This window comes from Anaerobium acetethylicum (genome assembly GCF_900096945.1).
GTDB classification, from domain to species: Bacteria; Bacillota; Clostridia; order Lachnospirales; family Lachnospiraceae; genus Anaerobium; species Anaerobium acetethylicum.
The window spans coordinates 20,533-46,295 of sequence record NZ_FMKA01000001.1; the positions used below are offsets into that span (position 1 = coordinate 20,533).

The following is a 25,763-nucleotide window of genomic DNA, read 5'->3' on the forward strand; positions in this document are numbered from 1 at the left end:
GAAACGGCAGGAATCATAAATTCCTGTCGTTTCTACCTGGTGCATGCCTATTATCTGTTGTCGACTTTTTCGGGATACATGTCATGACCAGCCAGCCTGTTAAAGGCAATCTCTTCCCATCTTGTGCCCTTTTTTCCGTAGTTGCAGTATGGGTCGATGGAGATGCCCCCTCTTGGGGTGAATTTCCCCCATACCTCGATGTATTTCGGATCCATCAGCCTGATCAGGTCTTTCATGATGATGTTCACGCAGTCCTCGTGAAAATCCCCATGGTTTCTGAAGCTGAACAGGTAGAGTTTCAGGGATTTGCTTTCTACCATTCGTTCGGATGGAACATAGGATATATAGAGTGTCGCAAAGTCAGGCTGTCCTGTCATCGGGCACAGGCTCGTGAATTCGGGGCAGTTGAATTTGACAAAATAGTCGTTTTCAGGATGCTTGTTTATGAAAGTTTCAAGCATTTCAGGTGCATAGTCGTCCGGATATCTGGTACCCTGGTTTCCTAACTGGGTAACGCCGTTCAGTTCTTCGGTATTTCTTCCGCTCATAAAGTTTCTCCTTTTACAGGCTAAAAAATCAGCCGGTTTTTCATCTGCTACCTGTTTAGTATAGTGAAAACAGGCGGGGATTGCAAGCCGAACTGCAATATGGAGAAATTGTAAAGGAAAGTTTGACGGAGGGGCCTGGATGGTATAAAATTAGTAACTGTGCAGAGCGACGGTCCCAGGAGATTTATCTTATTTAAAGCGATACGAATTATTGGAAAAAGGCTCACGCTAGTGCATTACCATGCGACAAAAACATACCAATTGTTTTCATATAGAAAGGAACCACACATGACAGAAAAACTGATATTGATAGACGGGTCGAGCCTTCTCAGCACCCATTATTACGGAATGCTCCCGAAACCGATTCTGTTTGCAAAGACGGAGGAAGAAAGAGAGAAGCATTACGGGAAAATACTTCAGAACAAGAAGGGCCAGTTCACCAACGGCGCCTTCGGTATGACAAAGGCTATGCTGAAGCTGATCAGGGAGCAGAAGCCGACCCATCTGGCAGTCGCCTGGGATATCAGCAGGAAGACTACCTTCCGCCGTGAGGCTTATGCAGAATACAAGGGAACAAGAGGGGAGACGCCCTATCCGCTGAAGGAACAGTTTCCGCTGATGCAGGAACTGTTAGGGAGACTAGGCATTGCGCAGTTCATGCATGCTGAATATGAGGCGGATGATTATCTTGGGACTCTCAGCAGGAAATTCGAAAAAGAGATTCCTACTTATATATTGACCAAGGATCGGGATGCCCTTCAACTTGTGTCCGACCACACAAGACTCTGGCTGATGCAGACCTCCGAAGACAAAGCGAAGGAGCTCTGCCAGAGCTATTATCCGGAGGGTCCGGAATTCAATATCCTGCGAAACTGCTTCGAGCTTACCCCGCAGATCGTCAAAGCGGAATTCGGAGTCCATCCCGACTGTTGTGTCATGCTGAAGGCGCTGACCGGAGACGCATCTGATAATATTCCCGGAGTTAAGGGAGTCGGGGCTGCCAGCGCAGTTCCCCTTGTAAATGAATACAGAACAATCGACAACCTGTATGCCGACATCGAAAACATAGATGGCAAAGAGGAAAAAGAAATCAAGGCTTTCTGGAAAGAATACCTCGGAATCTCCAGGTCACCATTGTCCTTTCTGCTGAAGGATGGGGCAAGGGAAGCTGCAAAAATGAGCGAGTTCCTGGGAACGATCAAGACTGATATCCCTGTTGAGGCTTCCCTCGACGATCTGAAGATCAACATCTGTGAGACGGAAATGAAGGAGTGCTTTGAGGAACTTGAGTTCCTGTCGCTGATTTTGTAACAGGGACTGGTAAAAAGGTTGACACGATTTATGCGTCGGTGATATACTTTTTATTGTTAAAAGGAAACAAATAGAAATCAGACAGTTCGCTTGTACCATCCTGTCATTAAACAAAACTCGGGCTATTAAAATTCAAAAATCAAGTTATACGAAGTGCTGCGTTATTGCGATCAATACGAAGTGCTGTATGAATTGTGAATTGAGATGGGCATAGTTTTATGCCCATCTCTAATATTATCCCGCTTCGTTGATCAGTCAGGTCCGAACTGTCTTTCCAGTATAAAGACGGAGGTCATTCATGTATTTATTAAAAACCGAGCATAGTTTTGATGCAGCACATTTTTTAGCCGGATATGAGGGGAAATGCAGCAATATCCACGGGCACAGATGGCGCGTCGTAGTCGGTATTGAAAGCGAGACGCTGCAGGAAGACGGACAGTGCAGCGGAATGGTTGTGGATTTCAGCCAGCTGAAGAAAGACATCAAAAATGCGATCGACTATTTTGACCATTCCCTGATTGTAGAAAAGAATTCTATGAAGGAAAAGACGATGGATGCTCTTGAAGAGGAGCACTTCAGGATCATCCAGGTGGATTTCAGGCCGACGGCGGAGAACCTGGCAAAATATTTTTATGATCTGTTCGCAGAAAAGGGTTATTGCGTCAGGTGTGTGGACGTATACGAGACGCCCAACAACTGCGCATCATACGCAAGCTGCTAAATATATGGTGACGGGATAGAAGAGGACAATGATGGCTGAATACAGAGTAGTAGAGAAATTCGTGAGTATTAACGGCGAGGGGATCCTGGCCGGCCAGCTGGCGGTATTTGTGCGATTCCAGGGATGCAACCTGGACTGTTCGTTCTGCGACACCGCCTGGGCGAACCGGGAAAATGCGCCATACACGCTTATGACAGAAAAAGAGATCTATGATTATATAAAGGAAACCGGAGTCAGGAACGTGACTCTGACGGGCGGGGAACCCCTGCTCCAGAAGGATGTGAGGGTGCTGCTTGAGCTTCTGGCATCGGATCCGTCCATTCGCATTGAAATCGAGACAAACGGAAGCATCGACCTAACCCCTTTTAAAGATATCGGAGATTCCATAGCGTTTACCATGGATTACAAGCTTCCGGGAAGCCTGATGGAGTCCAGGATGGACGAATGCAATTTCGACAGGCTTTCAGCCGGAGACACTGTGAAATTCGTAGCCGGAAGCCAGGAAGATCTGGAACGGGCCAGGGACATCATCGAAAAGCATGGCCTTTCAGAAAAATGCCATGTCTATATAAGCCCTGTGTTCGGGAAAATCGAGCTCGAAAGTATTGTTGATTATATGAAGGAAAACCGTATGAACGGGGTCAACATGCAGCTTCAGATGCATAAGGTCATATGGAATCCGGAATCCCGTGGGGTATAAGGCGTGCAACAGTACGCATAATATAAAAGAAGCATCATGTGTGGCTATGACGGACATAGTCCTGAATAGTTACTTATTTTTTCAAGAAGAGGTGTATATAAAATGGCGATAGATTCAGCAGCGATAAAGGAACACATAAGAGGACTATTGATTGCATTAGGGGACGATCCTGACAGAGAAGGTCTGAAGGACACGCCTGAACGGGTTGCGGCCATGTATCAGGAAGTTTTTGAAGGCATGAACTACAGCAATCATGAGATAGCGGAGATGTTTGACAAGACATTTGAGGATGAGCTTGATTTTGATGATGACAGCAAGGATATCGTAGTCGTGAAGGATATTGAAATATTCAGCTACTGCGAGCACCACATGGCTCTTATGTTTGACATGAAGGTAAATGTCGCCTATATACCCAACGGCAGGGTCATCGGTCTCAGCAAGATTGCAAGAGTTGCTGATATGGTATCGAAAAGGCTGCAGCTACAGGAGCGGATCGGAACCGATATTGCTGAGATCATGCAGGAGATTACCGGTTCGGAGGATGTGGCAGTCACCATTGAGGGTTCCCACAGCTGTATGTCGGCAAGGGGAATCAAAAAGGCCGGTGCGAAGACATATTCGACAACCCTGAGGGGCAGGTTCAAGACTGATCCGAATCTCCAGTTTTATCTGAGATAAGGTGCAGCAACAAAGTATAAGTGGAATAATCAGAACCGTCGTTCAGGAGTAGCAAGGATATTGATGCTGTGCCTTTAACGGCGGTTCCTTTTACAGGAGGAAGAAGAGATGACTGAAAAAGCTTTGGTTTTATTTAGCGGCGGGGTGGACAGTACGACCTGCCTTGGGATGGCTGTTGAAAAGTACGGCCGTGAAAATGTGACTGCATTATCGATTTCATACGGACAGAAGCACACGAAAGAAATCGAAGCATCCCAAAAAATAGCAGACTATTACAAGGTAGAGCATCTGTATCTGGATCTTGCGAAGATATTCGAATACAGCAACTGCTCCCTTCTCAACCATTCCCAGAAAGAGATTCCGAAGGATGCATACGCAAAGCAGCTCGAAAAGACGGATGGGAAACCGGTTTCGACCTATGTGCCTTTCAGGAATGGCCTGTTCCTTTCGTCGGCTGCAAGTATTGCCCTTTCTAAAGGGTGCAGCGTCATCTACTATGGCGCCCATTCTGACGATTCAGCCGGAAACGCTTATCCTGACTGCAGCAGCGTCTTCAACAATGCAATGAACGAAGCAATTTATGAAGGCAGCGGAAGGCAGCTCAGGATTGAAGCACCATTCGTTTCATGGTCGAAAGCCGATGTCGTCAGGAAGGGGCTTGACATCAATGTCCCTTATGAACTGACATGGAGCTGTTATGAAGGCGGCGACGTGCCTTGTGGAAACTGCGGAACCTGCATCGACAGATCACTTGCGTTTGAAAAGAACGGTGTTGCCGATCCAGCCCTCTGCGGGAGATAAGAAGATTCCTGAAAACGGACCTTGGCTTTACATATAAAAAAATGCCGGAATGAGAGGCTTTAAAAAAGAGCATAAACGGAGAGGGGATTGAATAATTGGTGGAACCAGTAAAGGAAATGATTCGGGATATTGCAGCGGATAAAAAGAGTGGAGCCAGCGAACTGGCAGTAAAGGCTCTTGACGTTCTAAAAGGCGTTGCCAGGTCGGCAGCTGCAGCAGATACGGAGGGCCTGATCCGTGAAATCAGGGAGACGGCAGGCGCCCTGGAGCAATCCAGGCCGTCTATGGCGGCATTAAGGAACTGTATGAGACGGGTCATCGGGCTGGCGGATTCCCAGATTTCCAAATACGGGAACCTGCATGATTCCAGGCTGGGTGGATTTAATCCTTCAGACGGCAGTGCAGACGAAGTTGCTGTATTGAGAAGAATTTACGATGAGGCAATCAGCAGGACCGAGTCGGAGATTATTTCCAATAAAAAACGCAGCGTCGCGAAGGCAGCGGACTTTATCGAGGATGGAGCTGTTATTGTCACCTGCAGCTACAGTTCCACTTTGAATGAGGTGTTCCGCGAAGCGGCAGGACAGGGGAAAAAACTGACATTGCTTGCACTTGAGTCCCAGTCAGGTGAAATAAGCTATGGCAACTGTACGTTGGAGAAACTGGAGGACTGCAGCCTGAACAGCCGGATTGTAGCTGATGATGCCGTAGAAGAAGCACTTTCTGGAGCGGATTACGTCATGCTCGGCGCAGATACGGTATATGCTGACGGATCGGTGCTGAACGGGTATCCAAGCCGCGGCCTTGCGCTGGCAGCCACCAGGCAAAACCGTCCTGTCTATATCATCTGCGATTCGTCAAAACTGAGCCCGGATTCGGGCATAAGCGAACCGGAGAAGGGGTTCGAGATTATTCCTGCCAATGCAGTGGCAGCACTGATTACCGAAACAGGGCTGATTACATGCAACGGGATTACGGATTATCTGAAGAGATTTTTGTTATAAGCTAATATTAAAATAAGATATTATAAATAAGGAGCTGAAGGGTATGGCATTTGGGATTGCACTTGTAATTGCAGCAATAATTGGCATAATCTATGGAATCATCCACGAAAACAGACCGTTAGTAATAGTGTCAGGAATTGTGCTGCTTCTTACTATTGCGGTATGGGTATATTTCTATAACAATCCATATTAAGGGAGGAACGATCGATTTGAGAACGATAGAGTTATATGAACACCGGGCAAAATATTACGAGACCGACCAGATGGGAATCATACACCATTCCAATTATATCAGGTGGATGGAAGAGGCAAGGCTCGATTTTATGGAAAAAATCGGCTGTCCGTATAAAAAGATGGAGCAGGAAGGCATCATATGTCCCGTACTTTCCGTTCACTGTCAGTATAGGAGTATGGTGTATTTTGATGACATTGTTAAAATTGCGGTAAAAATCAAAAAGTACAACGGAATAAAATTAAAACTGGTCTATGAGATGTTCAATGAAACAACTGGTCAGACATGTACGGTGGGGGAAAGTGAGCACTGTTTTCTGGATTCCAACAACAGGTGCATCTCACTGAAAAAGGTATCCCCGGCAATAGACAGTGTATTTTGTGCATACATGGAGGAATAGTAAAATGAGTGGAAGTACAGACTGTGAAAACTGTATGAATTACATTTATGATGAGGAATATGACTGCTACGAATGCCATGCATATTTCGACGAGGACGAGCTGGTGAAGCTTTATGGAAGTACAACGTATCAGTGTCCGTATTACCAGTATAATGACGAATATAAGATCGTGAGAAAGCAGATATAGATGGGTTACATAATATGTCAAAACACCTAGTATATGTGTTGTAAATGTAAAAATATTGAAATAAAGTGTGATTCAGCAAAAAGATTTTCATTATTATCAAAGAAAATATTGATAAATTCTTTTTGCTCATATATAATGTGATTATTTTAAGACATTAATTTGATAAAGGAAGAGGTCAATCTATGAATAGTACAAAAGTTGTAAAGTTCGGTGGAAGCTCACTTGCTGATGCGAACCAATTTAAAAAAGTTGCAGAAATCATCCATGCAGACAAAAACAGACGTTTTGTTGTTGCATCCGCTCCTGGAAAACGTTTTGATGCCGATGTGAAAGTAACGGATATGCTCTATGCATGTTATGAAAAAGCATCAAAAGGCGAAAAATTCGAAAAAGAATTCGGTTTTATTGAAGAACGTTATAATGGCATTATTAACGATCTGAATTTAGATATCTCTTTAGAAGAGGAATTTAAATATATCAAAGCTTCATTTGCCCACAGCGCAGGACGCGACTATGCTGCCAGCCGTGGCGAATACCTGAACAGTATTTTGCTTGCAAAATATCTTGGTTTTGAGTTTATTGATACGGTAGGTCTTATTTACTTTAATGAAAGTGGTGAATTCGATCTTGAGAGAACCATCTCTACGCTTGGACCCAGACTGGCGGAGGTTGAATATGCTGTAATTCCAGGCTTTTATGGATCAATGCCGAATGACACCATCAAGACTTTCTCCCGTGGCGGTTCCGATGTCACAGGTTCTATCGTATCCAGAGCAGTAGAAGCTGATATCTATGAGAACTGGACAGACGTAAGCGGCTTCCTGATCTGCGATCCAAGAATCGTTAAGAACCCAGAGGCGATTACTACAATTACATACAAAGAATTAAGGGAACTTTCCTATATGGGCGCTACAGTACTGCATGAAGATGCTATTTTCCCTGTACGTACAGTTGGTATTCCAATCAATATCAAGAATACGAACAAACCTGAAGATGCTGGTACGATGATTGTTGCACAGACAGTTGACAGCTGCCCGAACGTTATCACAGGTATTGCAGGCAAAAAAGGCTTCTCCGTTATCAATATTGAAAAAGATATGATGAACAGTGAGGTCGGTTTCGGAAGAAATGTTCTCCGTTCTCTGGAGAAGCAGGGGATCTGTTTTGAACATATTCCTTCTGGCATTGATACGCTTGGTGTTGTCGTGAGCACGGATTCATTAAAAGGCAAAGAAAAAGCAGTTTTAGATGAAATCATTTCCAGGACAAATCCTGACCATATTGAAATCGAGAACAATCTTGCTTTAATCGCTGTTGTAGGCCGCGGTATGAAAAAGGCAAGAGGAACTGCAGCTAAAATCTTTACTGCACTTGCTCAGGCTAAAATCAATATCAAAATGATCGACCAGGGATCTTCAGAACTGAACATTATTGTTGGTGTTGAGGAAGAAGATTTTGAAGAAGCGATCAGAGCAATCTATAATATCTTCGTTCAGTAGGAGTGGGGATGTTCGTCACTTTGCACAGGTTTTCGAATGAGGACGTGATGCAAAACATGTTGATTCGCAGCGCGCTCTCGCTTAGATGAAGACGTAGTGGTACTTAGGCCGCAAAGTACGCGGCCTAAGTACCAACGTCTTCATAAAGCTGCTCATCAATTCATGTTTTGTATCACTGCGTGATAGATGGCGGTTGTGCAAATTGACGAAGCTGAATGTTATAATAGGGCTTTTAAGTTGATAATTGAAATAGAAATGCCTGAATATAGATAAATTGTCCCCTGAACTTCGGTTTGGGGGATTTTTTAGCTCAGAAGAGGAAGTATAATATGAGATAAAAAATGCTCTGCGCAGGATTTGCGGTCGGGTTTGAGGTATTTGAATAACAGGTGAAAAATCATTCGTGATGTGGTAAAGTAGAGGTAGCAGAAGACAACCTTTGAAGAAGGGAGCTCCGTCTATGAAAAACTCATTTGTGATAACCAGAATCAAAAAAATTCAGATTGAAGTCAACATCAGTTGGTTCCTAGTATTCAGCCTTATGATATACACTCTTGCGACAGGCTATTTCCCGTCTGTTTATCCGGATTTGAATGTCTCTTCGCGGTGGATTCTCGGAGGCATCATAGCATTGCTGCTGTTTGGCTCTGTTCTGCTCCATGAGCTGGGCCATTCACTTGTATCGATCAGACAGGGGATACCGGTTAAGAAGATAACGTTGTTTATCTTTGGCGGCATTGCCCAGATTGAGAAGGAACCGGATGAACCGGTCAAGGAGCTGAAGATTGCAGCAGCGGGTCCGTTGGTCAGTATCTTTCTTTTTTTGCTTTTTATGGCGATGGCCAGACTGTTAGGTTATATCGGTGCGCCTGAAGTCCTGGTGATTCCCATGGACTACCTTTCCAGTGCGAACCTGATACTTGCTGGATTCAACCTGATTCCGGCGTTTCCGCTTGACGGAGGCAGGATTTTGAAATCAGTCATCTGGTACTTCAGCAAGGACGGGCAGAAAGCGACAAAAGTTGCTGCTTTTACAGGCAGCTTGTTCGGTTTTTTTCTGATTTTTATTGGCGTTTTCCTGCTTCTGAATAATTTTATTGTGGATGGAATATGGCTGGCCTTCATTGGCTGGTTCATCAATCAGGAATCGAAGTCGAGCTACCAGTCGAAGGTGCTGACTGATATTTTTGACAAGATCCAGGTGGATCAATTCATGACCGGAGATGTCGTGAGCGTCGATTCCGATATTTCTATACAGGAGCTGATCGAAAACTATTTCTATAAATACAAATTCAATGCATTTCCCGTTGAAAAGGCGGGAAGGGTTGTTGGAATCGTGCGTGGGGAAAGCATCAAGAGGATACCGGCAGAGGCGAGAGGCCGGACTTTGTCAGGCAGCGTGGCAATCCCGCTGTCGGAGAACCTTGTAGTTTCGCCTTCCGATACTGTGACGACAGCCATGACAAAGACCGCTGCGAATGGCGTGGGACGTGTTCTTGTAATGGATACAGAAGGAAATCTGCTTGGTATCGTATCCAATACGGATATCCTGAACTACCTCAGAACCTATCAGCAGCTGAATGGGTAGAGCTGCGAGAAGTGTGTATTAGCAGGTCCAGAGTAAGGTAACGAATTCCTGTGGAGATTGCATAAGTGAAGAAACTTAATAATTACATAGTATCTGTAATGAAGAATATTATGGAATGACAAAAACCCGAATCAGCTTTTAAGAGATTCGGGTTTTTGCATGTCAGCACTTTTTACTAATCCTATGTGATTATTCAGGACGATGTCCTTTAAAGCTCCAGATATAGTTTCATGGCATCGCGCAGAAAGACAGCGCATCCTGGTGCGATTTTATCGTAGTAGGCGGTAAAACGAGGGTCATCCACGTATCCCTGGACCAGGGCCATGTGCATTTCTTTTGAATATTCCGGCCAGTAATACATCAGCCACTTCTTGTGGAGGGCGCATGCCTTCTGTGCAAGCTCGCTGGAAGGATCGTTATTTTCAAAAGCAGCTCTGATTGCTTCATTGACTTCATTTGAAAGCTTTGAAACCTCATCTGCCTGTTCCTGTGTCATGTTCTTTACCTTCTGGTAGGAACTGTCGACTGCCTTGTCACCATATTGTTTCCTGATTTCCTTGCCGTATTTCGCTTCATTCTCTTCAAGCATTTTCTGCTTGAAGCCCTCAAATTTTTCCTTGTCAGACATGGTAGTTCTCCCTTCTATTGTGTCTATTGTTTTTTCCACATTTGCGATCAGCAGTTCAAGCTGTGATCGCCTTTCGACCAGTTTCTCATGATGTTCCTGAAGCGCCTTGCGTTCATCGAATGCGGGGGAATCTATGATCTGGCGAATGCCAGCCAGATCCACATCCAGCTCCCGGTAAAATAAGATCTGCTGAAGCCTTTTGATTTCAGCCTCACCGTATATGCGGTATCCGGAGGAACTGATTCGGGCGGGCTTCAGAAGGCCGATTTCGTCATAGTATCTGAGCGTCCTCGTACTGACGCCAGCCAATCCAGCCAATTTTTGAATGGTGTATTCCATTTGTTCATCACCTCTTCTTTGATCATAATCTTTTACGTAACGTTAATGTCAAGCGATTATTAAATTGTTCTGGATTTTTTTAAAGACATTATTTCTCTGTAGTTGGTGTTCAATCACTGGTTAAAGCAATATGTTTTTTTGCGAGTGTAGCGAAGTAAAAGTCACAGAAAACCCGAGTCATGCTGCATAAGCAGGAAACACAATCTGTAAAAAATCGATGCAGAGTAGTATAATGGGAGAAGAACAGCAGACCAGAAAAAAATGCAGCCGCACTAATAAGGCGGTCAGCAGAAGGAGGAAGCTTTATGGATGCATCGCAGATATACAATGTCATCGTAATTGCCATCATTGTGGTTCTGTTTATCGTATTCTTTCTGACAAACAGGAAGGCGAAAAACAAAAAACTGACACCGCTTGCAGCAATCGCATTCGCATTCGTTATTGCAGGTATCGTCTTCGGGGAAAACAGGCCAGTCGGTTACAGCCTGCTTTTTGTCGGGGTTGCGCTGGCTATGGCGGATATAGTTTTAAGAATGAAAAAGTCAAACAGAGGATAAGCGTCAGAGGCAATGTCCCAGATGGTAACTATTCAGAACTCCTGTCACGCGAGGTGTTTTATGCTGAATTTGCATAAAAACCCGAGACATGCCTGCGCCAAATTGCTGATTATGCAATTTGTGTGCATCATCGGTGACTATGAAGGACATGGTCCTGAATAGTTATCCCAGATGAATCTATGACAGCAGTGCATGGCTTTTCAGCCAGTTAGCGACGCCGTCGTCCATATTGCTGCCGATCACCTGGGAACTTGCCTTTTTCACTTCTTCAGCCGCATTCGCGACTGCATAGGCCTCGTCGCAGGCGTGAAAAAGAGGAAGGTCATTCAGATTGTCTCCGAATCCCACCATTTTGCTGAAGCCGCAGTATTCCTTTATGAACATGGCGGCATTGTATTTTGTTGCGTTGCCGCTGAATACTTCGATGTACCATAGGTTATCCGAGTAGATGTCTTTGTAGCAGGCCATCTTAATGCCTTCAATCTGTTTCAGCTGCTGCTGGACTGGATCAAGCCGTTCCTTCGTATCCAGGAGGCAGAAGTAGATGATGTCCTCGTTGACGGTATTCCGGAGATCACCGACCGGGCTGAATGTTTTATTGTATTTTTTTACCCTTTCGTCGTGAAAATCCTGGAGTGCCCGGCTGATCAGCTTTTCATGATAGACTGTCAGGAGGTCGTCCTTCACTTCGTACATGAAGCCGGTCATCTTTGTCGATTTTAAGATATCCAGTATCTTTTCAACATTGTTCCGGCCCAGAGTTTCTCTTTTTATGTAGGAACGGCTTTTTCTGTCATAAACAAGAACGCCGTTCATCAGGACAACCGGAAGGGAGAGGTTGACACTGCTTAATATGACGTCCGTGGAAGCGGCAGTCCTTGCCGTTGCATAGGAGAAATGCATACCCTGCCGGATCAAGTCGTTCAGGGTGTCTGTGGTGTAGCGGGATAATTCGGCAGATTTGTTCAGCAGAGTACCGTCCAGATCTGATATGTAAAGTGTTTTCATAGTTGAGCTGATTCCTTTTTCTTTCTGTATTATGATAAGTGCGTCAAAAGCCTTCTTGAAACGTTTGGATTAGTCAATTTGCACAGTTGCCATCTATCGCGCAGTGATACAAAACATGTCTTAATGAGCAGCTTTATGAAGACGTTGGTATTTGGGCCGTGTATTCTGCGGCCCTATGTATCACTACGTCTTCATCTAAGCGAGAGCGCGCTGCGAATGAACATGTTTTGCATCACGTCCTCATTGTTGAAAAATGTCCAATACATGAAGTATAGCAGAAATGACCGGTTCTTCCAAGGTAGGAAACCAACAAAAGTACACCGTGATTCCCAACAATTTTAGACTCATAGATATGTTATACTGCTTCCATAAGCATAAACCTGCTTGAGGGAACAGTATTTTATATCGCAGGCAAGTCTGTCATCGAGATTAAAGGCTGCTTCGGTATGAGTGAATGGGAGGAATTATAAGTGGAGATAAAAAAGATAGATCGTGAATTTTTCAAGGATCCGACAACTGATCCGGACTACAGCGTATCCGGTTTCTGGTTCTGGAATGATCTGATAACGGACGAGAAGACAGAGGAACAGCTGAATATGATGAAGCGCATCCATGCGAACCAGCCTGTGGTGCATTCCAGGTTCGGACTGGAGAATGAGTACCTCAGCCAGGACTGGTTCGACCGGATCAGGAGCGTCATAGAAACCTGTAAGAAGAACCAGCAGAAGATATGGCTGTATGATGAAGATAACTGGCCAAGCGGAAACTGATAAGACCTTATATTGAGAGCTATATCAATCAGGTTGTTCCAAGGGAGGAGAGCGGCGGTACTGCAGTCGCAGAGGAATTGATCAACAGCATGCTGGAAAATATGCCCTTGAGAGCGGCCAGAAGTTTTTCTGATTTGACAAATGAAAAGCTGGATGAGATAGTGGCAGCGCTGAATGCAATGCAGGAATAAAGAGTTGACAGAATGCCGTGGTGTGAAGCTGTTTCCTCCCACCACGGCATCTTGGCTATTTAACGTTTATGGCATCATTTTCCGTACACAACCCGGTAATAGTCCTTGTCCAGGATCATGGCAGAATAGTAAAAACGGTTGTTTACAATGCCCTGGATTGATGAAACATAGCTCTCATCCACGGTCTGGCCATCGAATGCAGTGAAGGTATTGGTCACCGCATTGTACATTCCTTTTTCAGTAATGAAGCTTCTGTTCTGGAAAATCACCAGGGGTGCTGCATCTGAAAAGATGTCGCGCCCCATCAGGAGCCTCGAGTCATATTCCAGCCCCATGAGGTTTGACAGGGTCGGGAGGATGTCCAGACTCGACATCGGCTTTTCGATGGTTTCGGGCTCCATTCCGGGAGTATACAGAATGAAGGTGCTTTTATAAAGCTCGAAGTTCGTCTCGACCTTGTGCCCAAGGAGCTCGCTGATCTCGGAGTCCGCAAGACCGTAAGGGTAGTGGTCGCCGCTTATGGCGATCAGTGTCCTGTCCGCAATGCCTTTTTCCAGCAGTGTCTGGAGGAGCAGCTCCATAGCCCGGTCAAATTCGATCTGCGTGGCCAGGTACGCCTTTGGCCCTGTAGTATAGGGAAGGCCGGAAACAAGGTCACGGTTCTTATGGGCTATGTAGTTGCCGGTGAAGTTGTAAAGCATATGCCCGCTGACTGTCATATAGTAGACGTGGAAAGGCTGGCTTTCTACATATTCGCCCATGGTCTTTTCCATCATCTCAATGTCCGATTCCGGCCAGGTCTTCTTTACATCAAGCCCGTTGCCAATGCCCTTATAGTCGTAGCCCATGTTGGGATGGGTGATGTCTCTGTCGTAATAGGTGTATGTATGGTCGTGGTAGGCTTTGGTCAGGTAACCCAGGGTCTTCAGCTGGTTTCCCAGGGCAAAAGGCATATAATTGTCTCCGGATTTTGAGTAGCTCCAGACTCCGCTTTTTGGTATGAGTCCTGTGGTGGCAACGTATTCGCCGTCAGAAGTGGAGACGCCCCAGATCGGCGTGTAAAAATTTTCGAAACGGTACCCCTGGGAAGCCATTTTATACAGTGTGGGTGTCACGGTTTCGTTTACGGCAAGTGAGGAAAAGCCTTCTGCGGTAATGAGAATCAGATTGTAGCCTTCATACCTGCCAGTGTAGTCGTTCTTATTTGTAAAAGTGACATTTTTAAAATAGTCATGCATCTGCTTCAGGGTCTCGTTGCCGGTGTTTGACAGGAGCGAGTCAAAATCGATATTCATGGAGTTATATGTTACGGGCTTCACAACGGGATCTTCGTGGGCTTCTCCGGAGTCTGGGTTTTCAGGAGCTTCCTCTGCAGGATTCTCTGGGAGGCCATCATCATCATCAGCATCGGTGCCTGCGTCGGAAGCAGGGTCCTGTGTCGGAGCCAGTTCCGGCGTCCATCCGATTGCCAGCCTGATCATATCCAGCCGCACTGTGGTCAGAAGCCCCAGCTTCTCTACGGAAAGGACTGGATAGTTTGAATTGAAATAAAGGTCGTAGGGGGAGTTCGGGGAATGGCTGCCGCTGTATATGGTACCAAGCCCTGCAAGGTGAAAAACAGCAATGGTGCAAAGGACGAGAGCCTTTTTTTTCCAGTCGGTCTTTGAAAAGGCGAATGCCATATTCCCAAAAGCTAGGAAAAGGAAAAAGGGAATAAAAAGCAGGATAATGGATCCTAGATTTTTTGCGGTCACTGTGAGGATCGTGCCGAAGAATTCCCGGAACACATCGCCAGCATTCCCGGCAGAATAGAGCGTATAGTAGGTCCTGAAAAACTTGAAGTATACAAGCTGGGAAGAGTAAAGGGTTCCCGTAATAAAAAGCAGGAAAAGCCCGGATATATAGATGCCTCTTCCCGAAGCCAGGGTTGCAAGAAAATATAGCCCCGCTGAAAAGGAGAGGGTGAATAGCAGCATGGAAAAGGAGTCCCTGGAAAACAGGTTTCCAGTATTCTGCCTTACAAGTACGAATTCCATATAGACCAGTGATAATGCAAAGAAAACCAATAGCCAGAAATTGTTCAGCTTTTTCAAATCCCTCACCCCTTCCAAAATTGTTCGTCAGGTTATACTACGGAACTACCGAATAGTAACCTATATGGTAACTATTCAGAACCTCTGTCTTGCGAGGTGTTTTTATGCTGAATTTGCATAAAAACCCGAGACATGCGTGCGCAAAATTGCTGATTATGCAATTTGTGTGCATCATCTGTGACTATGAAGGACATGATCCTGAATAGTCACCTATATTTTATCATAAATGGCATAGCAATGGACAAAAAAAGATGGATTTCAATGCGTCGGATGTGATATACTGTTTGATTGTTGGCATAAAGCAATAGAAACGAACAGGAACAGTTATTCCTTGTTTCTTTTTGCAACATTTGCGGCTATGAAGGACGTAGTCCTGAATAGTAAATTAAGGTAACTGTTCGGAACCCCTGTCTCGCGAGGTGCTTTTATGCTGAATTTGCATAAAAACCCGAGACATGCATGCGCCAAATTGCTGATTATGCAATTTGTGTGCATCATCTGTGACTATGAAGGACGTAGTCCTGAATAGTCACAATTATAGATAAAGATTAGGAAGATGAAAAATGGTCAGAATATTAAAAAATATAGCTTATTCAATCGGGCAGGCATCAAATACGATTGTTGTTTTTGAAGTGGTTTTCAAGATTGTCACGAATCTTTGTATGATTCCCGGACTGGTGCTGCTGTTTAATTTAATGTTAAAGGTTACGGGATATTCATTTATCACAAGATACAACATCGGCAGCATACTGAAGAACCCGCTCAGTATCCTGCTTTTTGCAGGAATCCTTCTGCTGGCGGCATTTGTTTCCCTGGCGGAAATATCCATGCTGACGGTGTTTTTCGGATACCGCTTTAAGGAAAAACAGTTTTATCTGCGGAATCTCCTTTATTTAAGCCTGAGAGAATTGAGAAGGTTGGCAAATCCCGAGAATTTCATTCTGGTTCTATATGTCGTCTGTATTCTTCCAATTATCAATTTCAATCCTATTGCATATTATATTTTTGGAAACAGGGAAATACCTGATTATATGTTGGGGACTATCATGCAGTCAAGAGAGCTGAGGGTGCTGTTTGCGGTCCTTGCAGCAGTTCTGGTGTACCTGACCATACAGATGGTATTCATATTCTGCTATTTCTTTCTGGAACGTAAAAATCTGGCTGAATCCTACAGATGCAGCAGGTTGCTGATCAAAGGCCGTGTAGTAAAGACCGTTGGAAGCATTTTGGGCTGTGTTGCTTTTTATGTACTGATATATATCGGTTTCTATCTGATCATCATATCATTTGTACAGGCAGGGACAGAGTTCTTTTATGAACAGCAAATAGCATATGCGGTCTTCCTTACGATCTTCAATACAATCAACAAGATTCTGATCGTCATTCTGGGCATTTTCCAGACAATCAGCGTAGCGGGAATCGTGGTGGAGCTTTATCTGCAGTACAGCAAAAACAATAGAAAGCTGTATTCGAGCACCTACCTTCAGAAGAAGATGTATAAGAAACTTTTATATAGCGTGAACAAGGCGCTTCTCCTGCTGCTGGCAACAGTCGTTCTGGTTACGGGCACAGGAATCTATCTGCTGCTTGATGAGCAGTATTCCATTCTTCATGGAGAAAAAACCCTTATCACCTCCCACCGGGGGTTTTCGGCTATGGCACCAGAAAACACCCTGGCGTCCATTGATGCGGCAATCGAGGTGATGGCAGATTATGCCGAAATCGATGTCAGGATGACGAAGGACGGGGTCGTGGTCCTTTCCCATGATGCAGACCTGAAAAGGACTGCAGGCGTCAATAAGAAAATATGGCAGCTTAACTATTATGAGATTGAGGAGCTTGATGTTGGAAGCTGGTTTTCTAAGGATTTTAAGGATGAAAGAATTCCCACACTGGAACAGGTTCTGGAATACAGCAAAGGAAAAATAAAACTCAACATTGAAATCAAGAATTCGGGCCAGAATAAAGATTTCGAGAAGAAGCTGATAGGGCTGATTGAGGAACATGGTTTTGAAGACAGCTGTATCATTTCTTCCTTCAGCTATGATTCGCTTAAGCGGATCAAAAAGCTGAACCCCGATATTAAGACGGGCTATATCCTTTCGGCTGTCTACGGGGAGTTCTACAATCTTAAGGATGTGGATTTCTTCAGCATGAGATACAATTTCGTTTCAGAGCGCATAGTGACAGAAGCCCACAAGACAGGAAAGGAAATCCATGTGTGGACGGTCAACAATGAGACGATAGTGGACAGATTGACACGTATTGGCGTCGACAATATTATTACGGATGATCCTGTTATGGCAAGAAGCATCATTTATTCCAAGGACTTTCCGAAATCTACAGCCAGCTTCCTGAAACTGGTTTTCAATTATTAAATTCATATGATTTTTCAGTCGGCATGAGGGGAAAAATATGGTATATTTAGTATAAAGACAGGCAGCAGAGCGGATTTCATATAATCCGCTCTGCTTTGGATATTGTTAACTGTTCAGAACCCCTGTTGCGCGAGGTGTTTTTATGCTGAATTTGCATAAAAACCCGAGACATGCGTGCGCAAAATTGCTGATTTCGCAATTTGTGTGCATCATCTGTGACTATAAAGGACGCAGTCCTGAATAGTTACAGATATGGAATTTCTGCAGACAATACGGTGAATTCATTGCTTTAAAAAAAGAAGAGGTGATGAGGTATGGAGGGAAAACTGATTGCCCCATGCGGAATGAATTGTGGTATTTGTGTCAGTTATCTGGCGATGAAGAACGATCTGAATAAGAAGGGATTTCGAAAGACATACTGTGCAGGCTGTCTGCCACGGGGCAAGAACTGCACGTTCATGAAAAAAAACTGCGAGAAGCTTGGAAAAGGTCTTGTCCGGTTCTGCTATGAATGCAGTGACTTTCCATGCCGCCGGCTGAAGGATCTGGACAAGCGCTACCGGACCAAATATCATATGAGCATGATCGAAAACCTGATATTCATCAAAGAGCATGGCATCGAAAGATTTCTGGAAAGGGAAGAGGAAAGGTGGAACTGTCCGGAATGCGGAGGCGTCATATGCTGCCACAATGGGCTTTGTCTGAACTGCGGCCTTGAAACTCTCCTCCAGAACAAACAGTACCACTGGGGCGAAGAACCAAAAGATTAACGATGAATAAGTAAACGAATGAAATGACGGAGGATAGAGGCATGACAGTTGATTTTAAGGCGGATAAATTTGATTTCGATGGGGAAATGGAGAAGCAGAAGCGAGCCTTGAAAAAACCAAATATCCTGCTTTGCGGTGCAACCGGAGCAGGAAAAAGCAGTCTCGTGAATGATGTTTTCGGAAAAAGGATTGCGGCAGTCGGGGAGGGAGAACCAGTTACGAGAGGCGTGATCCTTTATGCCGGAGACGAATTGACCCTTAATCTGTATGACAGCGAAGGCTATGAAATCGGAGATGAGAAACAGTCTTATTACGTTGACGAGATCATTTCAGTAATCGACAAAAAGAAGGCAGCCCATCCAGGCGAATTTGAAAAGCACATCCACGAAGCCTGGTACTGCATCAGCGCAGCAAACAAGAGGATTACGGATACGGATTTCCAGCTGATAGACAGGATACTGGCAAAAAAAGTTCCGGCAGCAGTGGTTTTCACCCAGGTGGACAGTGTGGATGCCGAGGAACTGGAGGCCCTGCAGAACGAATTGAGAAAGAGATACCCGGGCCTGAGCGCATTCACCTATTGTATTGCAGAAGATGAAGAAACCGCTGAAGCACTAAAGGCATATATCCAGAAAGAGGAACTGGTGGAATGGGCATTGGAAAATCTGGAGGATTCTCTGAAGGATGGTCTGATGGGCGCCCTGCACGGATGCATTTCCCAAAAAAGGGAGTATGTAAAAAAGAAGATCATTCCCAGATATGTGGTTTCCGCTTCGACAGCTGCCGCCGTTCCGGTCCCGCTGTCGGATGCGGCCCTTCTGACTCCCATTCAGATCAGCATGACGATACATATCATCAAGATTTACGGCCTATCCGGGATGAGCGGGGCGGTGACGTCAGCTCTGGAGGCGGAGGTCATGACCCAGGTTGGCAGATTCATCGCAAAGACGCTGACTGGAAGCATTTTGAAGTTTATTCCAGGAATTGGGCAGGGAGTCGGAAGCGTAATCAACGTGGCAGTAGCAACGGCGCTGACTACAACCCTGGGGCATACCATTTCCCAGCTCTGTTATCTGTATTCCAAGGCAGTGCTTGAGGGAAAACAGGTCGGTATTGAAGATTATTTCAATCCGGAAATGTTCGAGCAGGTCATGAAATCCATGAGGAAAAGGGAGCGCTAGCAGATGGAAAATGTACTTACGACAAACGTCCTGATTATCGGTAAATCGGGAGTCGGCAAGAGTTCCCTGCTGAACTACATTTTTGGAAAGCAGGTCGAAAAGACAGGATCTGGGAGGCCGGTGACCGAAGAGGGAATCTATGAGCATGTCTATGAATTCAGCAGTGATTTCCATGTAAAGATTTATGATACCTGGGGCCTGGAAGCAAATAAAGCGGCAAGGTGGAAGAAGATTATCTTTGACGAAGTAAGCCGGCACGACTGCATGGAGGTCGGCGAATGGTTCCATACAATCGTGTACTGCTTTTCTGCAAAGGCGGCGCGCATCGAGGCGTTCGAACTGGCCATCCTCAAAGAGCTTTTAAAAAGCAGGAACAGGGTGGTCGTGGCGCTTACCCACTGTGATGTCAACAACGTGGAACATGCAATCAGAGAGATGACTTCCATGCTCATAGCCGCGGGGGTGAGTGAGAAGGACATTATACGGGTATGCAGCGTCGGCAAAAAGCTGCTGAGCGGCAAAATGACCGAACCTAGCGGAAGGAGCGAGCTGCTTGCAGTCATAAAGGATAATATGTGGGAGAATATCGCCATAAAGCTGGTGGCCCATCTGAGCACCATGTCCGTGGAAATAATTGAAAGCTGGAAGGAAGAATGCAAAGCCTATGTGGATTTCAAAATCCGCATATTCAACTATCATTCCAATAAAGTGTTCGGGGAAATAAGCAGGCATTGCAATCAGAAGCTTGATGATGCGATGAAGGAAATAAGGCGCCAGTATGAACTGAAAATGATGGAGGCTTTTACCTTCTACAATACGATCAGCGAAAAAATGGCGCAGCTGTCGGGAGAAGAGTTCAGGGAACCGTATTTTGACAGCCAGTTCAGGATGCATTTCAGGATGGAATTCGGCGACAAGCTGAAGGAAAACCTCAAAGGCATTGTGGCCTTTCTGATCCCCATTGCGGGCGTACTGACACCAGTTGTCTTTGCGGAGTCAAAAAGGAAGGAAGTCAAAATCAGGATCGAGTTGGTGGGAAACCAAATCATCAGCGAGCTTAATGAAAAGACGAAACAGATTGAATGGCAGCTGCTTGGGAATCCGGCTAAAGCGCCACTCTCTACATGAGAATCACGAAAGCGAAAGCATATAAACTAAAATCAATTGATCAAGGAGGAAAACAATATGGCAATTCATGTAATTGATGAGGCAAACCGTTGTTTAAATTGTAAGAAACCATTGTGCAGAGAGGGCTGTCCAATCAACACCCCAATCCCCCAGATGATTCAGGCTTTTAAAAATAATAAGCTGAATGATGCGGGAGAGATGCTGTTTGAAAACAATCCGCTCTCCGTCGTATGCTCACTGGTCTGTGACCATGACAAACAGTGCGAGGGGCACTGCATACTCGGCAAAAAGGGAATGCCGGTCCATATAAGCAGCATTGAGAATTACATATCCGATTCGTATTTTGACAAAATGGCGATCAAATGCGCTCCGGCAAACGGCAGAAAGGTCGCAATCATAGGATCCGGACCTGCCGGAATCACGATTGCATTCTATCTTGCAAAGATGGGATATGAAATTACCATCTTCGAATCAAGGGAAAAAATCGGCGGCGTCATGCAGTATGGAATACCGGAATTCAGGCTTCCAAAGTCAATTCTCGACAGATACAGGAAAAAACTGGTCCAGGTCGGCGTCAAGATCAGGCCAAATGCAACAATCGGCGGCGCCCTGGAGATAGAAGAGCTTCTGCGTGACGGCTACAAGAGCATATTTATCGGAACAGGCGTATGGAGGCCTAAAAAGCTTGGAATCAAAGGTGAAAGCCTTGGAAACGTCCATTTCGGAATCGATTATCTCGTGAATCCGGAAGCATTTGATCTGGGAGAAAAAATTGCTGTCATCGGGCTTGGAAATGCGGCCATGGATGTTGCAAGGACAGCCCTCAGGCACGGGGCAAAACAGGTGACCCTGTATGGCAGAGGGCAGAAGCCGGCAGCAAATGAACATGAGGTAGCTTATGCGAAGCTGGACGGAGCTGTTTTCGAATTCAACAAGGAAATACAGGAAATCACAGACAGAGGGCCTGTATTTAAGGATGTCATCCGCGACGAAGAGGGAAAATTCCTTAGATATGCAGGAGATGCATACCTGGAGAAGGCTGATTCTGTTATCATTTCGATCAGCCAGGGCCCAAAGAACAAGCTTCTGCTGACCACTTCCGGTCTTGAAGCATCCTCATCCGGACTCCTGGTGACGGATGAGAGCGGAGAAACCACCCGCAAGGGCGTATTTGCCGCAGGAGACGTCGTCCGGGGGGCCAAGACCGTTGTAGAAGCGGCTGCCTATTCGAAGCAGGTGGCATTGGCTATGCATCAGTATATGGAGGAGCAGTGCGAGGCTGAAGATCGGATGATTGAACAGGAGCAGATGGAGTAGGGAAATATGAATGAACCTGGGTTTTTATGCAAAATCAGAATAGAAATACCTCATAGTATAAGCGTTCTGAACAGTTAGAAATACGTTTTCGAAAGAGAGAGACAGTCGGGATTCCGATTATCTCTCTTTTTTGCTTTGTGATTTTATCACAGATATGCAGCTGAAACCTTGGTAATATAAGCAGGAACCAGAAACGTGCATACAGAATACGTTTCAAGTTATTCATTCAAGTAAAACCGGAGGTAATTATGGCAACGACAAATATAAAAAGCAAAAGAATAGCAGAAGTGATGGAAAAAGGATGTGTGGCTTGCGGAAGCTGCATGAATGTATGCCCAAGGGATGCAATTACTGTTCCCAAAGGAATAATAGCGGTGGTTGACAATGATAAATGCATCGGATGCGGACTTTGTAAAAAGGCATGTCCTGCATCAGTCATAGAAATCAAGCCAAGACCGGAAGCATAAGTATATACAACAGATTTATCAATAGGAGGAAGTAAAAAAATGAAGAAGAATAAGAAAAAAAATTGGAACGATTATATCTGGATCATGTCGGCAGTCTATATGATATTGGGATTTGTCAATATCATGTTTGCCTGGCTGGGGCTCATCTGTTTCCTGGTACCCCTTGGAATTTCATTGGTAAAAGGCAAGAAATCATACTGCAACCATTTCTGCGGCAGAGGCCAGATGTTCGACGTCCTTGGAAACAAGCTGAAACTTTCGAGGCAGAAAGATATCCCTGCTTTTTTAAGGAGCAACTGGTTCAGATACGGTTTCCTTACGTTTTTTATGATTATGTTTGCGAATATGGTTTTCATGACATACCTTGTGTTTGCCGGAAGCGGAAGCCTGAAAGAGGTCGTAACCCTCATCTGGACCATCAAGATGCCTTGGGACTGGGCATATAACGGAGCTGCATCATCGCCTTGGATTGCGCAGTTCGCCTTCGGCTTCTATGGAATGATGCTGACCTCTACGGTTCTGGGCCTTGTGACCATGGCTCTGTACAAACCGCGTTCCTGGTGCGTGTACTGCCCGATGGGGACCATGACCCAGGGAATCTGCAAGATAAAGGATGCAGCTTAACCTTAACAAGCTAAACCCCGCCTTCAATCTGTCCGAAGGCGGGGTTTTTTGCTTGCAGGACCAACTTTCCTATGAGCTTTCCCTTTTTCGCTACAATGTGTGTGTAATTTCAACAAAATTCCAAAAACACTATAAATTGAAGAGGTTATCGTGTAAAATAGCAATTACAAAGCTACGGCGAACAGCAAGGGGGACGGATTTATTTGTTAAGGAAAATAAGGATGGTACTCGTGATACTGATCATGACACCACTCCTGACAATAGGCGTTTCAAAACTGGTCCTTAAATATAACAGCCTGCATCTGAGCGGGGAGACGGTATCGGAACTGGATGATTTCACGAAGGTGCTGGCAGAAGAGATGACCGCCAGAACGCCTGCATTTACCATCAACTATACCGGTGATGGAGATGCGTTCATGGCGGATCTGGATAATATCATAAAGGCCGCCTACGAATCGGATGATTACCTGCATTATTCCTGGACGAATATCAGCCATTCTGCCCTGCAGAGCTACTACAGCGTGACCGTCGATTTTGAAGTCACCTACCTGACTACAAGGGAACAGGAGGATTTTGTGGACAAAAAAGCAAAAGAGCTGGCATCAGCAATCATATTTGCCGATATGACCGGGGAAGAAAAGGTTAAGACCCTCAACGATTATGTTTCCCAGCATTTGGTTTATGATTATACGCAGCAGAACAACAACGCCTATTCGGCGCTGGCCTATGGAACGGCAAACTGCCAGGGCTATGCACTGCTTATGCACAAGCTGTTTGCTGCGGCCGGAATCAATTCCAAAATTATTTCCGGGGAGATACCGGAAGGCCCTCATGCGTGGAACATGGTAAACCTGGGCGGGAGCTGGTATCATGTAGACGGAACGAATAATGATGCAAGTCTGGATGGATATAAATATTTTCTGAAATCAGACGGTGAGATGCGTTCAAACGGCTACACCTGGGTAAGTTCGGATTTCCCATCTGCCAATTGATTTTATCCGGATGTTGGATCGGGATTGGAATCTAAACTTGTCAGAACGATGAAAGATTACGAAGATATTTGTAATCTGATTTTTGAAGATTGCAGCAGCAAAAAGAGTTGATAAGAATGCTGTAAGGAAGCATTCTTATCAACTCTTGTTTGAACAGGATAATCTGAAGAACAGACCACAGGAAGCCGTCTAGTTATGGTGGCAACCGTGTTCATGTTCCTGGCAGCTGTCACCTGAATCAAGAAGCGAACCTGCAAGCCAGCTCAGGGTCACGTCCCTGACATCTCCTGCGCATCCGCGGAGAACCTCGATTCCTGAATTGTTCAGAACGTTTACAGCGCCGTCTCCCATGTTTCCTGCCAACATGAGTTTTACATCCATGGCAGCAAGCACACTTGCGATATTTGATTTGCAGCCGCATCCTGCAGGCGATTCGACGATTTCTTCTGAAATGATTTCGCGTCTATCCTGGTCAACTATGAAAACCGTAAAGTATTCGCAGTGGCCGAAATGACTGTCAATCAGGTTCTGTCTTGATGGTAATGCAATTTTCATTTTATAATTCCTCCATTGAGCATGCGTGCAGGTAACCTTGCGGTTTCCTGTGCAGATTAAATAGTTCTTTTTCTAATATTCTAAGTGCGAAACAGAGATATGTCAAATGTATTAGCCGAGACTGAGCAAAGAGGGTTGAAAAAAGACTGCTGTTTACAGCGTCAACAGTAACGAGAAAAGTTGTACCTGATCAATTTAAAAGTATAAAAGAGAAATGGAGGAAAATTATGATTCAGGATATAGAACCAAGAATATTCAATAACAGTTTCCAGAACAAAAAAGCAGAGCCTCAGGACTTATTCCTTTCCTACGAAGGAGATACGGTGCTTGTCAGGGAGGAAAAGGATAAACTATGGTATCCGTCATTTTCAGATTTCGAGGCAGAATATCCCCACCTGATAGACGAGGCCAGATTCCTGTTTACCATAGACAACATCAATTATTTTCTGACAGATGAAAAAGGGCTGGATACGGCAGAAGGATGGGCATACGTAACTACCGGAAGGTTCAGGACCGAACCAAAATATTGGCGTTCCTTTGCAGGTGCTGTAGGGTGGCAGCTGAACCGCTGGTACAGCAGCCATCGTTTCTGCAGCAAATGCGGCAAGCCTGTAACACAATCAGAAAAAGAACGGATGCTCTATTGCGAATCCTGCGGATTTCAGGTATATCCGGTCATTTCACCCTGCGTCATCGTGGCTGTCCATGATGGAGACCGCCTGCTTCTGACCAAGTATGCGGGACGAGAGTATACGAAATATGCCCTGATAGCCGGCTTTGTTGAAATCGGAGAGACCCTGGAACAGGCCGTAATCAGGGAAGTACAGGAGGAAGCGGGGCTTAAGGTTAAGAACCTGAAGTTTTACAAAAGCCAGCCCTGGCCGTTTACGGATACGATCCTTGCTGGCTTTTACGCGGAACTTGACGGTGATGATACCATCACGATTCAGGAAGACGAGCTGGCCCTGGGAATCTGGATGAACAGGGAGGATATACCGCCGGAGGAGCTGAAGATCAGTCTTACCGGTGAGATGATGGAAGCATTCCGGACCGGGCTTTTTCAAAAGTAAAAATATTACCTATTCAGGTAAAAAAA

Annotated in this window: 27 protein-coding genes; 22 read left to right on the forward strand and 5 right to left on the reverse strand. The window is 45.1% G+C overall.

Features of this window, described 5'->3' with window-relative positions; all coding sequences use genetic code 11:
* Nucleotides 1-50: 50 nt before the first annotated feature.
* On the reverse strand, nt 51-548 hold the full coding sequence (queF, locus tag BJR36_RS00065; RefSeq protein WP_091228391.1) for a preQ(1) synthase: 498 nt from the start codon (nt 546-548) through the stop codon (nt 51-53).
* Between the two features lie 288 nt (nt 549-836).
* Here queF and BJR36_RS00070 point away from each other — a divergent pair, with 288 nt between their 5' ends.
* The 11 genes from BJR36_RS00070 (at nt 837) to BJR36_RS00115 (ending at nt 9,669) form a co-directional block, all read left to right on the forward strand.
* Nucleotides 837-1,859, forward strand: coding sequence for a 5'-3' exonuclease (locus BJR36_RS00070; RefSeq protein ID WP_091228393.1), 1,023 nt, complete (start codon nt 837-839; stop codon nt 1,857-1,859).
* A gap of 298 nt (nt 1,860-2,157) precedes the next feature.
* Nucleotides 2,158-2,580 carry a 6-carboxytetrahydropterin synthase QueD gene (gene queD / locus BJR36_RS00075; protein WP_091228396.1) on the forward strand — a complete coding sequence of 141 codons (423 nt, stop codon included), beginning with the start codon at nt 2,158-2,160 and terminating at the stop codon, nt 2,578-2,580.
* 31 nt (nt 2,581-2,611) lie between these two features.
* Complete coding sequence (queE, locus tag BJR36_RS00080) at nt 2,612-3,280, forward strand: putative 7-carboxy-7-deazaguanine synthase QueE (protein ID WP_091228398.1); 669 nt, start codon at nt 2,612-2,614, stop codon at nt 3,278-3,280.
* 102 nt (nt 3,281-3,382) lie between these two features.
* Nucleotides 3,383-3,958, forward strand: a complete 576-nt coding sequence (gene folE / locus BJR36_RS00085; protein WP_091228400.1) for a GTP cyclohydrolase I FolE — start codon at nt 3,383-3,385, stop codon at nt 3,956-3,958.
* Nucleotides 3,959-4,066: 108 nt separating this feature from the next.
* Complete coding sequence (queC, locus tag BJR36_RS00090; RefSeq protein ID WP_091228402.1) at nt 4,067-4,759, forward strand: 7-cyano-7-deazaguanine synthase QueC; 693 nt, start codon at nt 4,067-4,069, stop codon at nt 4,757-4,759.
* Between the two features lie 98 nt (nt 4,760-4,857).
* Nucleotides 4,858-5,763 carry an eIF2B alpha/beta/delta subunit family protein gene (locus BJR36_RS00095; RefSeq protein ID WP_242875432.1) on the forward strand — a complete coding sequence of 302 codons (906 nt, stop codon included), beginning with the start codon at nt 4,858-4,860 and terminating at the stop codon, nt 5,761-5,763.
* 43 nt (nt 5,764-5,806) lie between these two features.
* Nucleotides 5,807-5,956: a hypothetical protein gene (locus BJR36_RS20150; protein WP_169823545.1), complete on the forward strand. Its 150-nt coding sequence runs from the start codon at nt 5,807-5,809 to the stop codon at nt 5,954-5,956.
* Nucleotides 5,957-5,981: 25 nt separating this feature from the next.
* The gene (locus BJR36_RS00100) at nt 5,982-6,395 is read left to right on the forward strand and encodes an acyl-CoA thioesterase (protein WP_278276578.1); all 414 of its coding nucleotides are present in this window, start codon (nt 5,982-5,984) and stop codon (nt 6,393-6,395) included.
* Nucleotides 6,396-6,399: 4 nt separating this feature from the next.
* Nucleotides 6,400-6,582, forward strand: a complete 183-nt coding sequence (locus tag BJR36_RS00105; RefSeq protein ID WP_091228406.1) for a DUF6472 family protein — start codon at nt 6,400-6,402, stop codon at nt 6,580-6,582.
* 182 nt (nt 6,583-6,764) lie between these two features.
* Complete coding sequence (locus tag BJR36_RS00110; protein ID WP_091228409.1) at nt 6,765-8,081, forward strand: aspartate kinase; 1,317 nt, start codon at nt 6,765-6,767, stop codon at nt 8,079-8,081.
* 460 nt (nt 8,082-8,541) lie between these two features.
* Complete coding sequence (locus tag BJR36_RS00115; RefSeq protein WP_091228410.1) at nt 8,542-9,669, forward strand: site-2 protease family protein; 1,128 nt, start codon at nt 8,542-8,544, stop codon at nt 9,667-9,669.
* 208 nt (nt 9,670-9,877) lie between these two features.
* Here BJR36_RS00115 and BJR36_RS00120 read toward each other — a convergent pair whose 3' ends face one another.
* On the reverse strand, nt 9,878-10,636 hold the full coding sequence (locus tag BJR36_RS00120) for a MerR family transcriptional regulator (protein ID WP_091228412.1): 759 nt from the start codon (nt 10,634-10,636) through the stop codon (nt 9,878-9,880).
* Nucleotides 10,637-10,941: 305 nt separating this feature from the next.
* On the opposite strand from BJR36_RS00120, the gene BJR36_RS00125 reads away from it, so the two are divergent.
* Complete coding sequence (locus BJR36_RS00125; RefSeq protein ID WP_091228415.1) at nt 10,942-11,193, forward strand: hypothetical protein; 252 nt, start codon at nt 10,942-10,944, stop codon at nt 11,191-11,193.
* A gap of 177 nt (nt 11,194-11,370) precedes the next feature.
* Here the strand turns inward: BJR36_RS00125 and BJR36_RS00130 are convergent, their stop codons facing one another.
* Complete coding sequence (locus tag BJR36_RS00130; RefSeq protein ID WP_091228418.1) at nt 11,371-12,201, reverse strand: HAD-IIB family hydrolase; 831 nt, start codon at nt 12,199-12,201, stop codon at nt 11,371-11,373.
* 470 nt (nt 12,202-12,671) lie between these two features.
* Here BJR36_RS00130 and BJR36_RS00135 point away from each other — a divergent pair, with 470 nt between their 5' ends.
* The gene (locus BJR36_RS00135; RefSeq protein WP_091228420.1) at nt 12,672-12,971 is read left to right on the forward strand and encodes a hypothetical protein; all 300 of its coding nucleotides are present in this window, start codon (nt 12,672-12,674) and stop codon (nt 12,969-12,971) included.
* Nucleotides 12,972-13,236: 265 nt separating this feature from the next.
* Here the strand turns inward: BJR36_RS00135 and BJR36_RS00140 are convergent, their stop codons facing one another.
* Nucleotides 13,237-15,255 carry an LTA synthase family protein gene (locus BJR36_RS00140; RefSeq protein ID WP_091228423.1) on the reverse strand — a complete coding sequence of 673 codons (2,019 nt, stop codon included), beginning with the start codon at nt 15,253-15,255 and terminating at the stop codon, nt 13,237-13,239.
* Nucleotides 15,256-15,818: 563 nt separating this feature from the next.
* Here BJR36_RS00140 and BJR36_RS00145 point away from each other — a divergent pair.
* From BJR36_RS00145 to BJR36_RS00180, 8 genes are all read left to right on the forward strand, one after another.
* Nucleotides 15,819-17,633, forward strand: coding sequence for a glycerophosphodiester phosphodiesterase (locus tag BJR36_RS00145; protein WP_091228427.1), 1,815 nt, complete (start codon nt 15,819-15,821; stop codon nt 17,631-17,633).
* Nucleotides 17,634-17,947: 314 nt separating this feature from the next.
* Nucleotides 17,948-18,403, forward strand: coding sequence for a DUF3795 domain-containing protein (locus BJR36_RS00150; protein WP_091228429.1), 456 nt, complete (start codon nt 17,948-17,950; stop codon nt 18,401-18,403).
* A gap of 41 nt (nt 18,404-18,444) precedes the next feature.
* Nucleotides 18,445-19,584 (forward strand): YcjF family protein, encoded by a 1,140-nt coding sequence (locus BJR36_RS00155; RefSeq protein ID WP_169823546.1) that lies wholly within the window; start codon nt 18,445-18,447, stop codon nt 19,582-19,584.
* A 3-nt stretch (nt 19,585-19,587) separates the two neighbouring features.
* Nucleotides 19,588-20,712: a GTPase gene (locus tag BJR36_RS00160; RefSeq protein ID WP_091228434.1), complete on the forward strand. Its 1,125-nt coding sequence runs from the start codon at nt 19,588-19,590 to the stop codon at nt 20,710-20,712.
* Nucleotides 20,713-20,769: 57 nt separating this feature from the next.
* The gene (locus BJR36_RS00165) at nt 20,770-22,029 is read left to right on the forward strand and encodes an NAD(P)-dependent oxidoreductase (RefSeq protein ID WP_091228436.1); all 1,260 of its coding nucleotides are present in this window, start codon (nt 20,770-20,772) and stop codon (nt 22,027-22,029) included.
* A 248-nt stretch (nt 22,030-22,277) separates the two neighbouring features.
* Nucleotides 22,278-22,496: an ATP-binding protein gene (locus BJR36_RS00170; protein WP_091228437.1), complete on the forward strand. Its 219-nt coding sequence runs from the start codon at nt 22,278-22,280 to the stop codon at nt 22,494-22,496.
* A 39-nt stretch (nt 22,497-22,535) separates the two neighbouring features.
* Nucleotides 22,536-23,120 (forward strand): 4Fe-4S binding protein, encoded by a 585-nt coding sequence (locus tag BJR36_RS00175; RefSeq protein ID WP_091228439.1) that lies wholly within the window; start codon nt 22,536-22,538, stop codon nt 23,118-23,120.
* A 203-nt stretch (nt 23,121-23,323) separates the two neighbouring features.
* Complete coding sequence (locus BJR36_RS00180; protein ID WP_139133497.1) at nt 23,324-24,112, forward strand: transglutaminase domain-containing protein; 789 nt, start codon at nt 23,324-23,326, stop codon at nt 24,110-24,112.
* Nucleotides 24,113-24,301: 189 nt separating this feature from the next.
* Here the strand turns inward: BJR36_RS00180 and BJR36_RS00185 are convergent, their stop codons facing one another.
* The gene (locus BJR36_RS00185) at nt 24,302-24,667 is read right to left on the reverse strand and encodes a NifB/NifX family molybdenum-iron cluster-binding protein (RefSeq protein ID WP_091228443.1); all 366 of its coding nucleotides are present in this window, start codon (nt 24,665-24,667) and stop codon (nt 24,302-24,304) included.
* A 227-nt stretch (nt 24,668-24,894) separates the two neighbouring features.
* Here BJR36_RS00185 and nudC point away from each other — a divergent pair, with 227 nt between their 5' ends.
* A complete protein-coding gene (gene nudC, locus BJR36_RS00190; RefSeq protein WP_091228445.1) occupies nt 24,895-25,737 on the forward strand; it encodes an NAD(+) diphosphatase in 843 nt (280 codons plus the stop codon).
* The last annotated feature ends 26 nt before the right edge of the window (nt 25,738-25,763 follow it).

Excerpts from the sequence above, each read along its gene's own strand:
- BJR36_RS00130 (WP_091228418.1), bottom strand. The coding sequence starts at position 12,201 with ATGAAAACACTTTACATATCAGATCTGGACGGTACTCTGCTGAACAAA.
- BJR36_RS00165 (WP_091228436.1), top strand. The coding sequence starts at position 20,770 with ATGGCAATTCATGTAATTGATGAGGCAAACCGTTGTTTAAATTGTAAG.
- BJR36_RS00125 (WP_091228415.1), top strand. The coding sequence starts at position 10,942 with ATGGATGCATCGCAGATATACAATGTCATCGTAATTGCCATCATTGTG.
- queC (WP_091228402.1), top strand. The coding sequence starts at position 4,067 with ATGACTGAAAAAGCTTTGGTTTTATTTAGCGGCGGGGTGGACAGTACG.
- BJR36_RS00120 (WP_091228412.1), bottom strand. The coding sequence starts at position 10,636 with ATGGAATACACCATTCAAAAATTGGCTGGATTGGCTGGCGTCAGTACG.
- BJR36_RS00110 (WP_091228409.1), top strand. The coding sequence starts at position 6,765 with ATGAATAGTACAAAAGTTGTAAAGTTCGGTGGAAGCTCACTTGCTGAT.
- queE (WP_091228398.1), top strand. The coding sequence starts at position 2,612 with ATGGCTGAATACAGAGTAGTAGAGAAATTCGTGAGTATTAACGGCGAG.
- BJR36_RS00070 (WP_091228393.1), top strand. The coding sequence starts at position 837 with ATGACAGAAAAACTGATATTGATAGACGGGTCGAGCCTTCTCAGCACC.
- BJR36_RS00175 (WP_091228439.1), top strand. The coding sequence starts at position 22,536 with ATGAAGAAGAATAAGAAAAAAAATTGGAACGATTATATCTGGATCATG.
- folE (WP_091228400.1), top strand. The coding sequence starts at position 3,383 with ATGGCGATAGATTCAGCAGCGATAAAGGAACACATAAGAGGACTATTG.
- queD (WP_091228396.1), top strand. The coding sequence starts at position 2,158 with ATGTATTTATTAAAAACCGAGCATAGTTTTGATGCAGCACATTTTTTA.
- nudC (WP_091228445.1), top strand. The coding sequence starts at position 24,895 with ATGATTCAGGATATAGAACCAAGAATATTCAATAACAGTTTCCAGAAC.
- BJR36_RS20150 (WP_169823545.1), top strand. The coding sequence starts at position 5,807 with ATGGCATTTGGGATTGCACTTGTAATTGCAGCAATAATTGGCATAATC.
- queF (WP_091228391.1), bottom strand. The coding sequence starts at position 548 with ATGAGCGGAAGAAATACCGAAGAACTGAACGGCGTTACCCAGTTAGGA.
- BJR36_RS00115 (WP_091228410.1), top strand. The coding sequence starts at position 8,542 with ATGAAAAACTCATTTGTGATAACCAGAATCAAAAAAATTCAGATTGAA.
- BJR36_RS00185 (WP_091228443.1), bottom strand. The coding sequence starts at position 24,667 with ATGAAAATTGCATTACCATCAAGACAGAACCTGATTGACAGTCATTTC.
- BJR36_RS00170 (WP_091228437.1), top strand. The coding sequence starts at position 22,278 with ATGGCAACGACAAATATAAAAAGCAAAAGAATAGCAGAAGTGATGGAA.
- BJR36_RS00105 (WP_091228406.1), top strand. The coding sequence starts at position 6,400 with ATGAGTGGAAGTACAGACTGTGAAAACTGTATGAATTACATTTATGAT.
- BJR36_RS00150 (WP_091228429.1), top strand. The coding sequence starts at position 17,948 with ATGGAGGGAAAACTGATTGCCCCATGCGGAATGAATTGTGGTATTTGT.
- BJR36_RS00160 (WP_091228434.1), top strand. The coding sequence starts at position 19,588 with ATGGAAAATGTACTTACGACAAACGTCCTGATTATCGGTAAATCGGGA.
- BJR36_RS00155 (WP_169823546.1), top strand. The coding sequence starts at position 18,445 with ATGACAGTTGATTTTAAGGCGGATAAATTTGATTTCGATGGGGAAATG.
- BJR36_RS00145 (WP_091228427.1), top strand. The coding sequence starts at position 15,819 with ATGGTCAGAATATTAAAAAATATAGCTTATTCAATCGGGCAGGCATCA.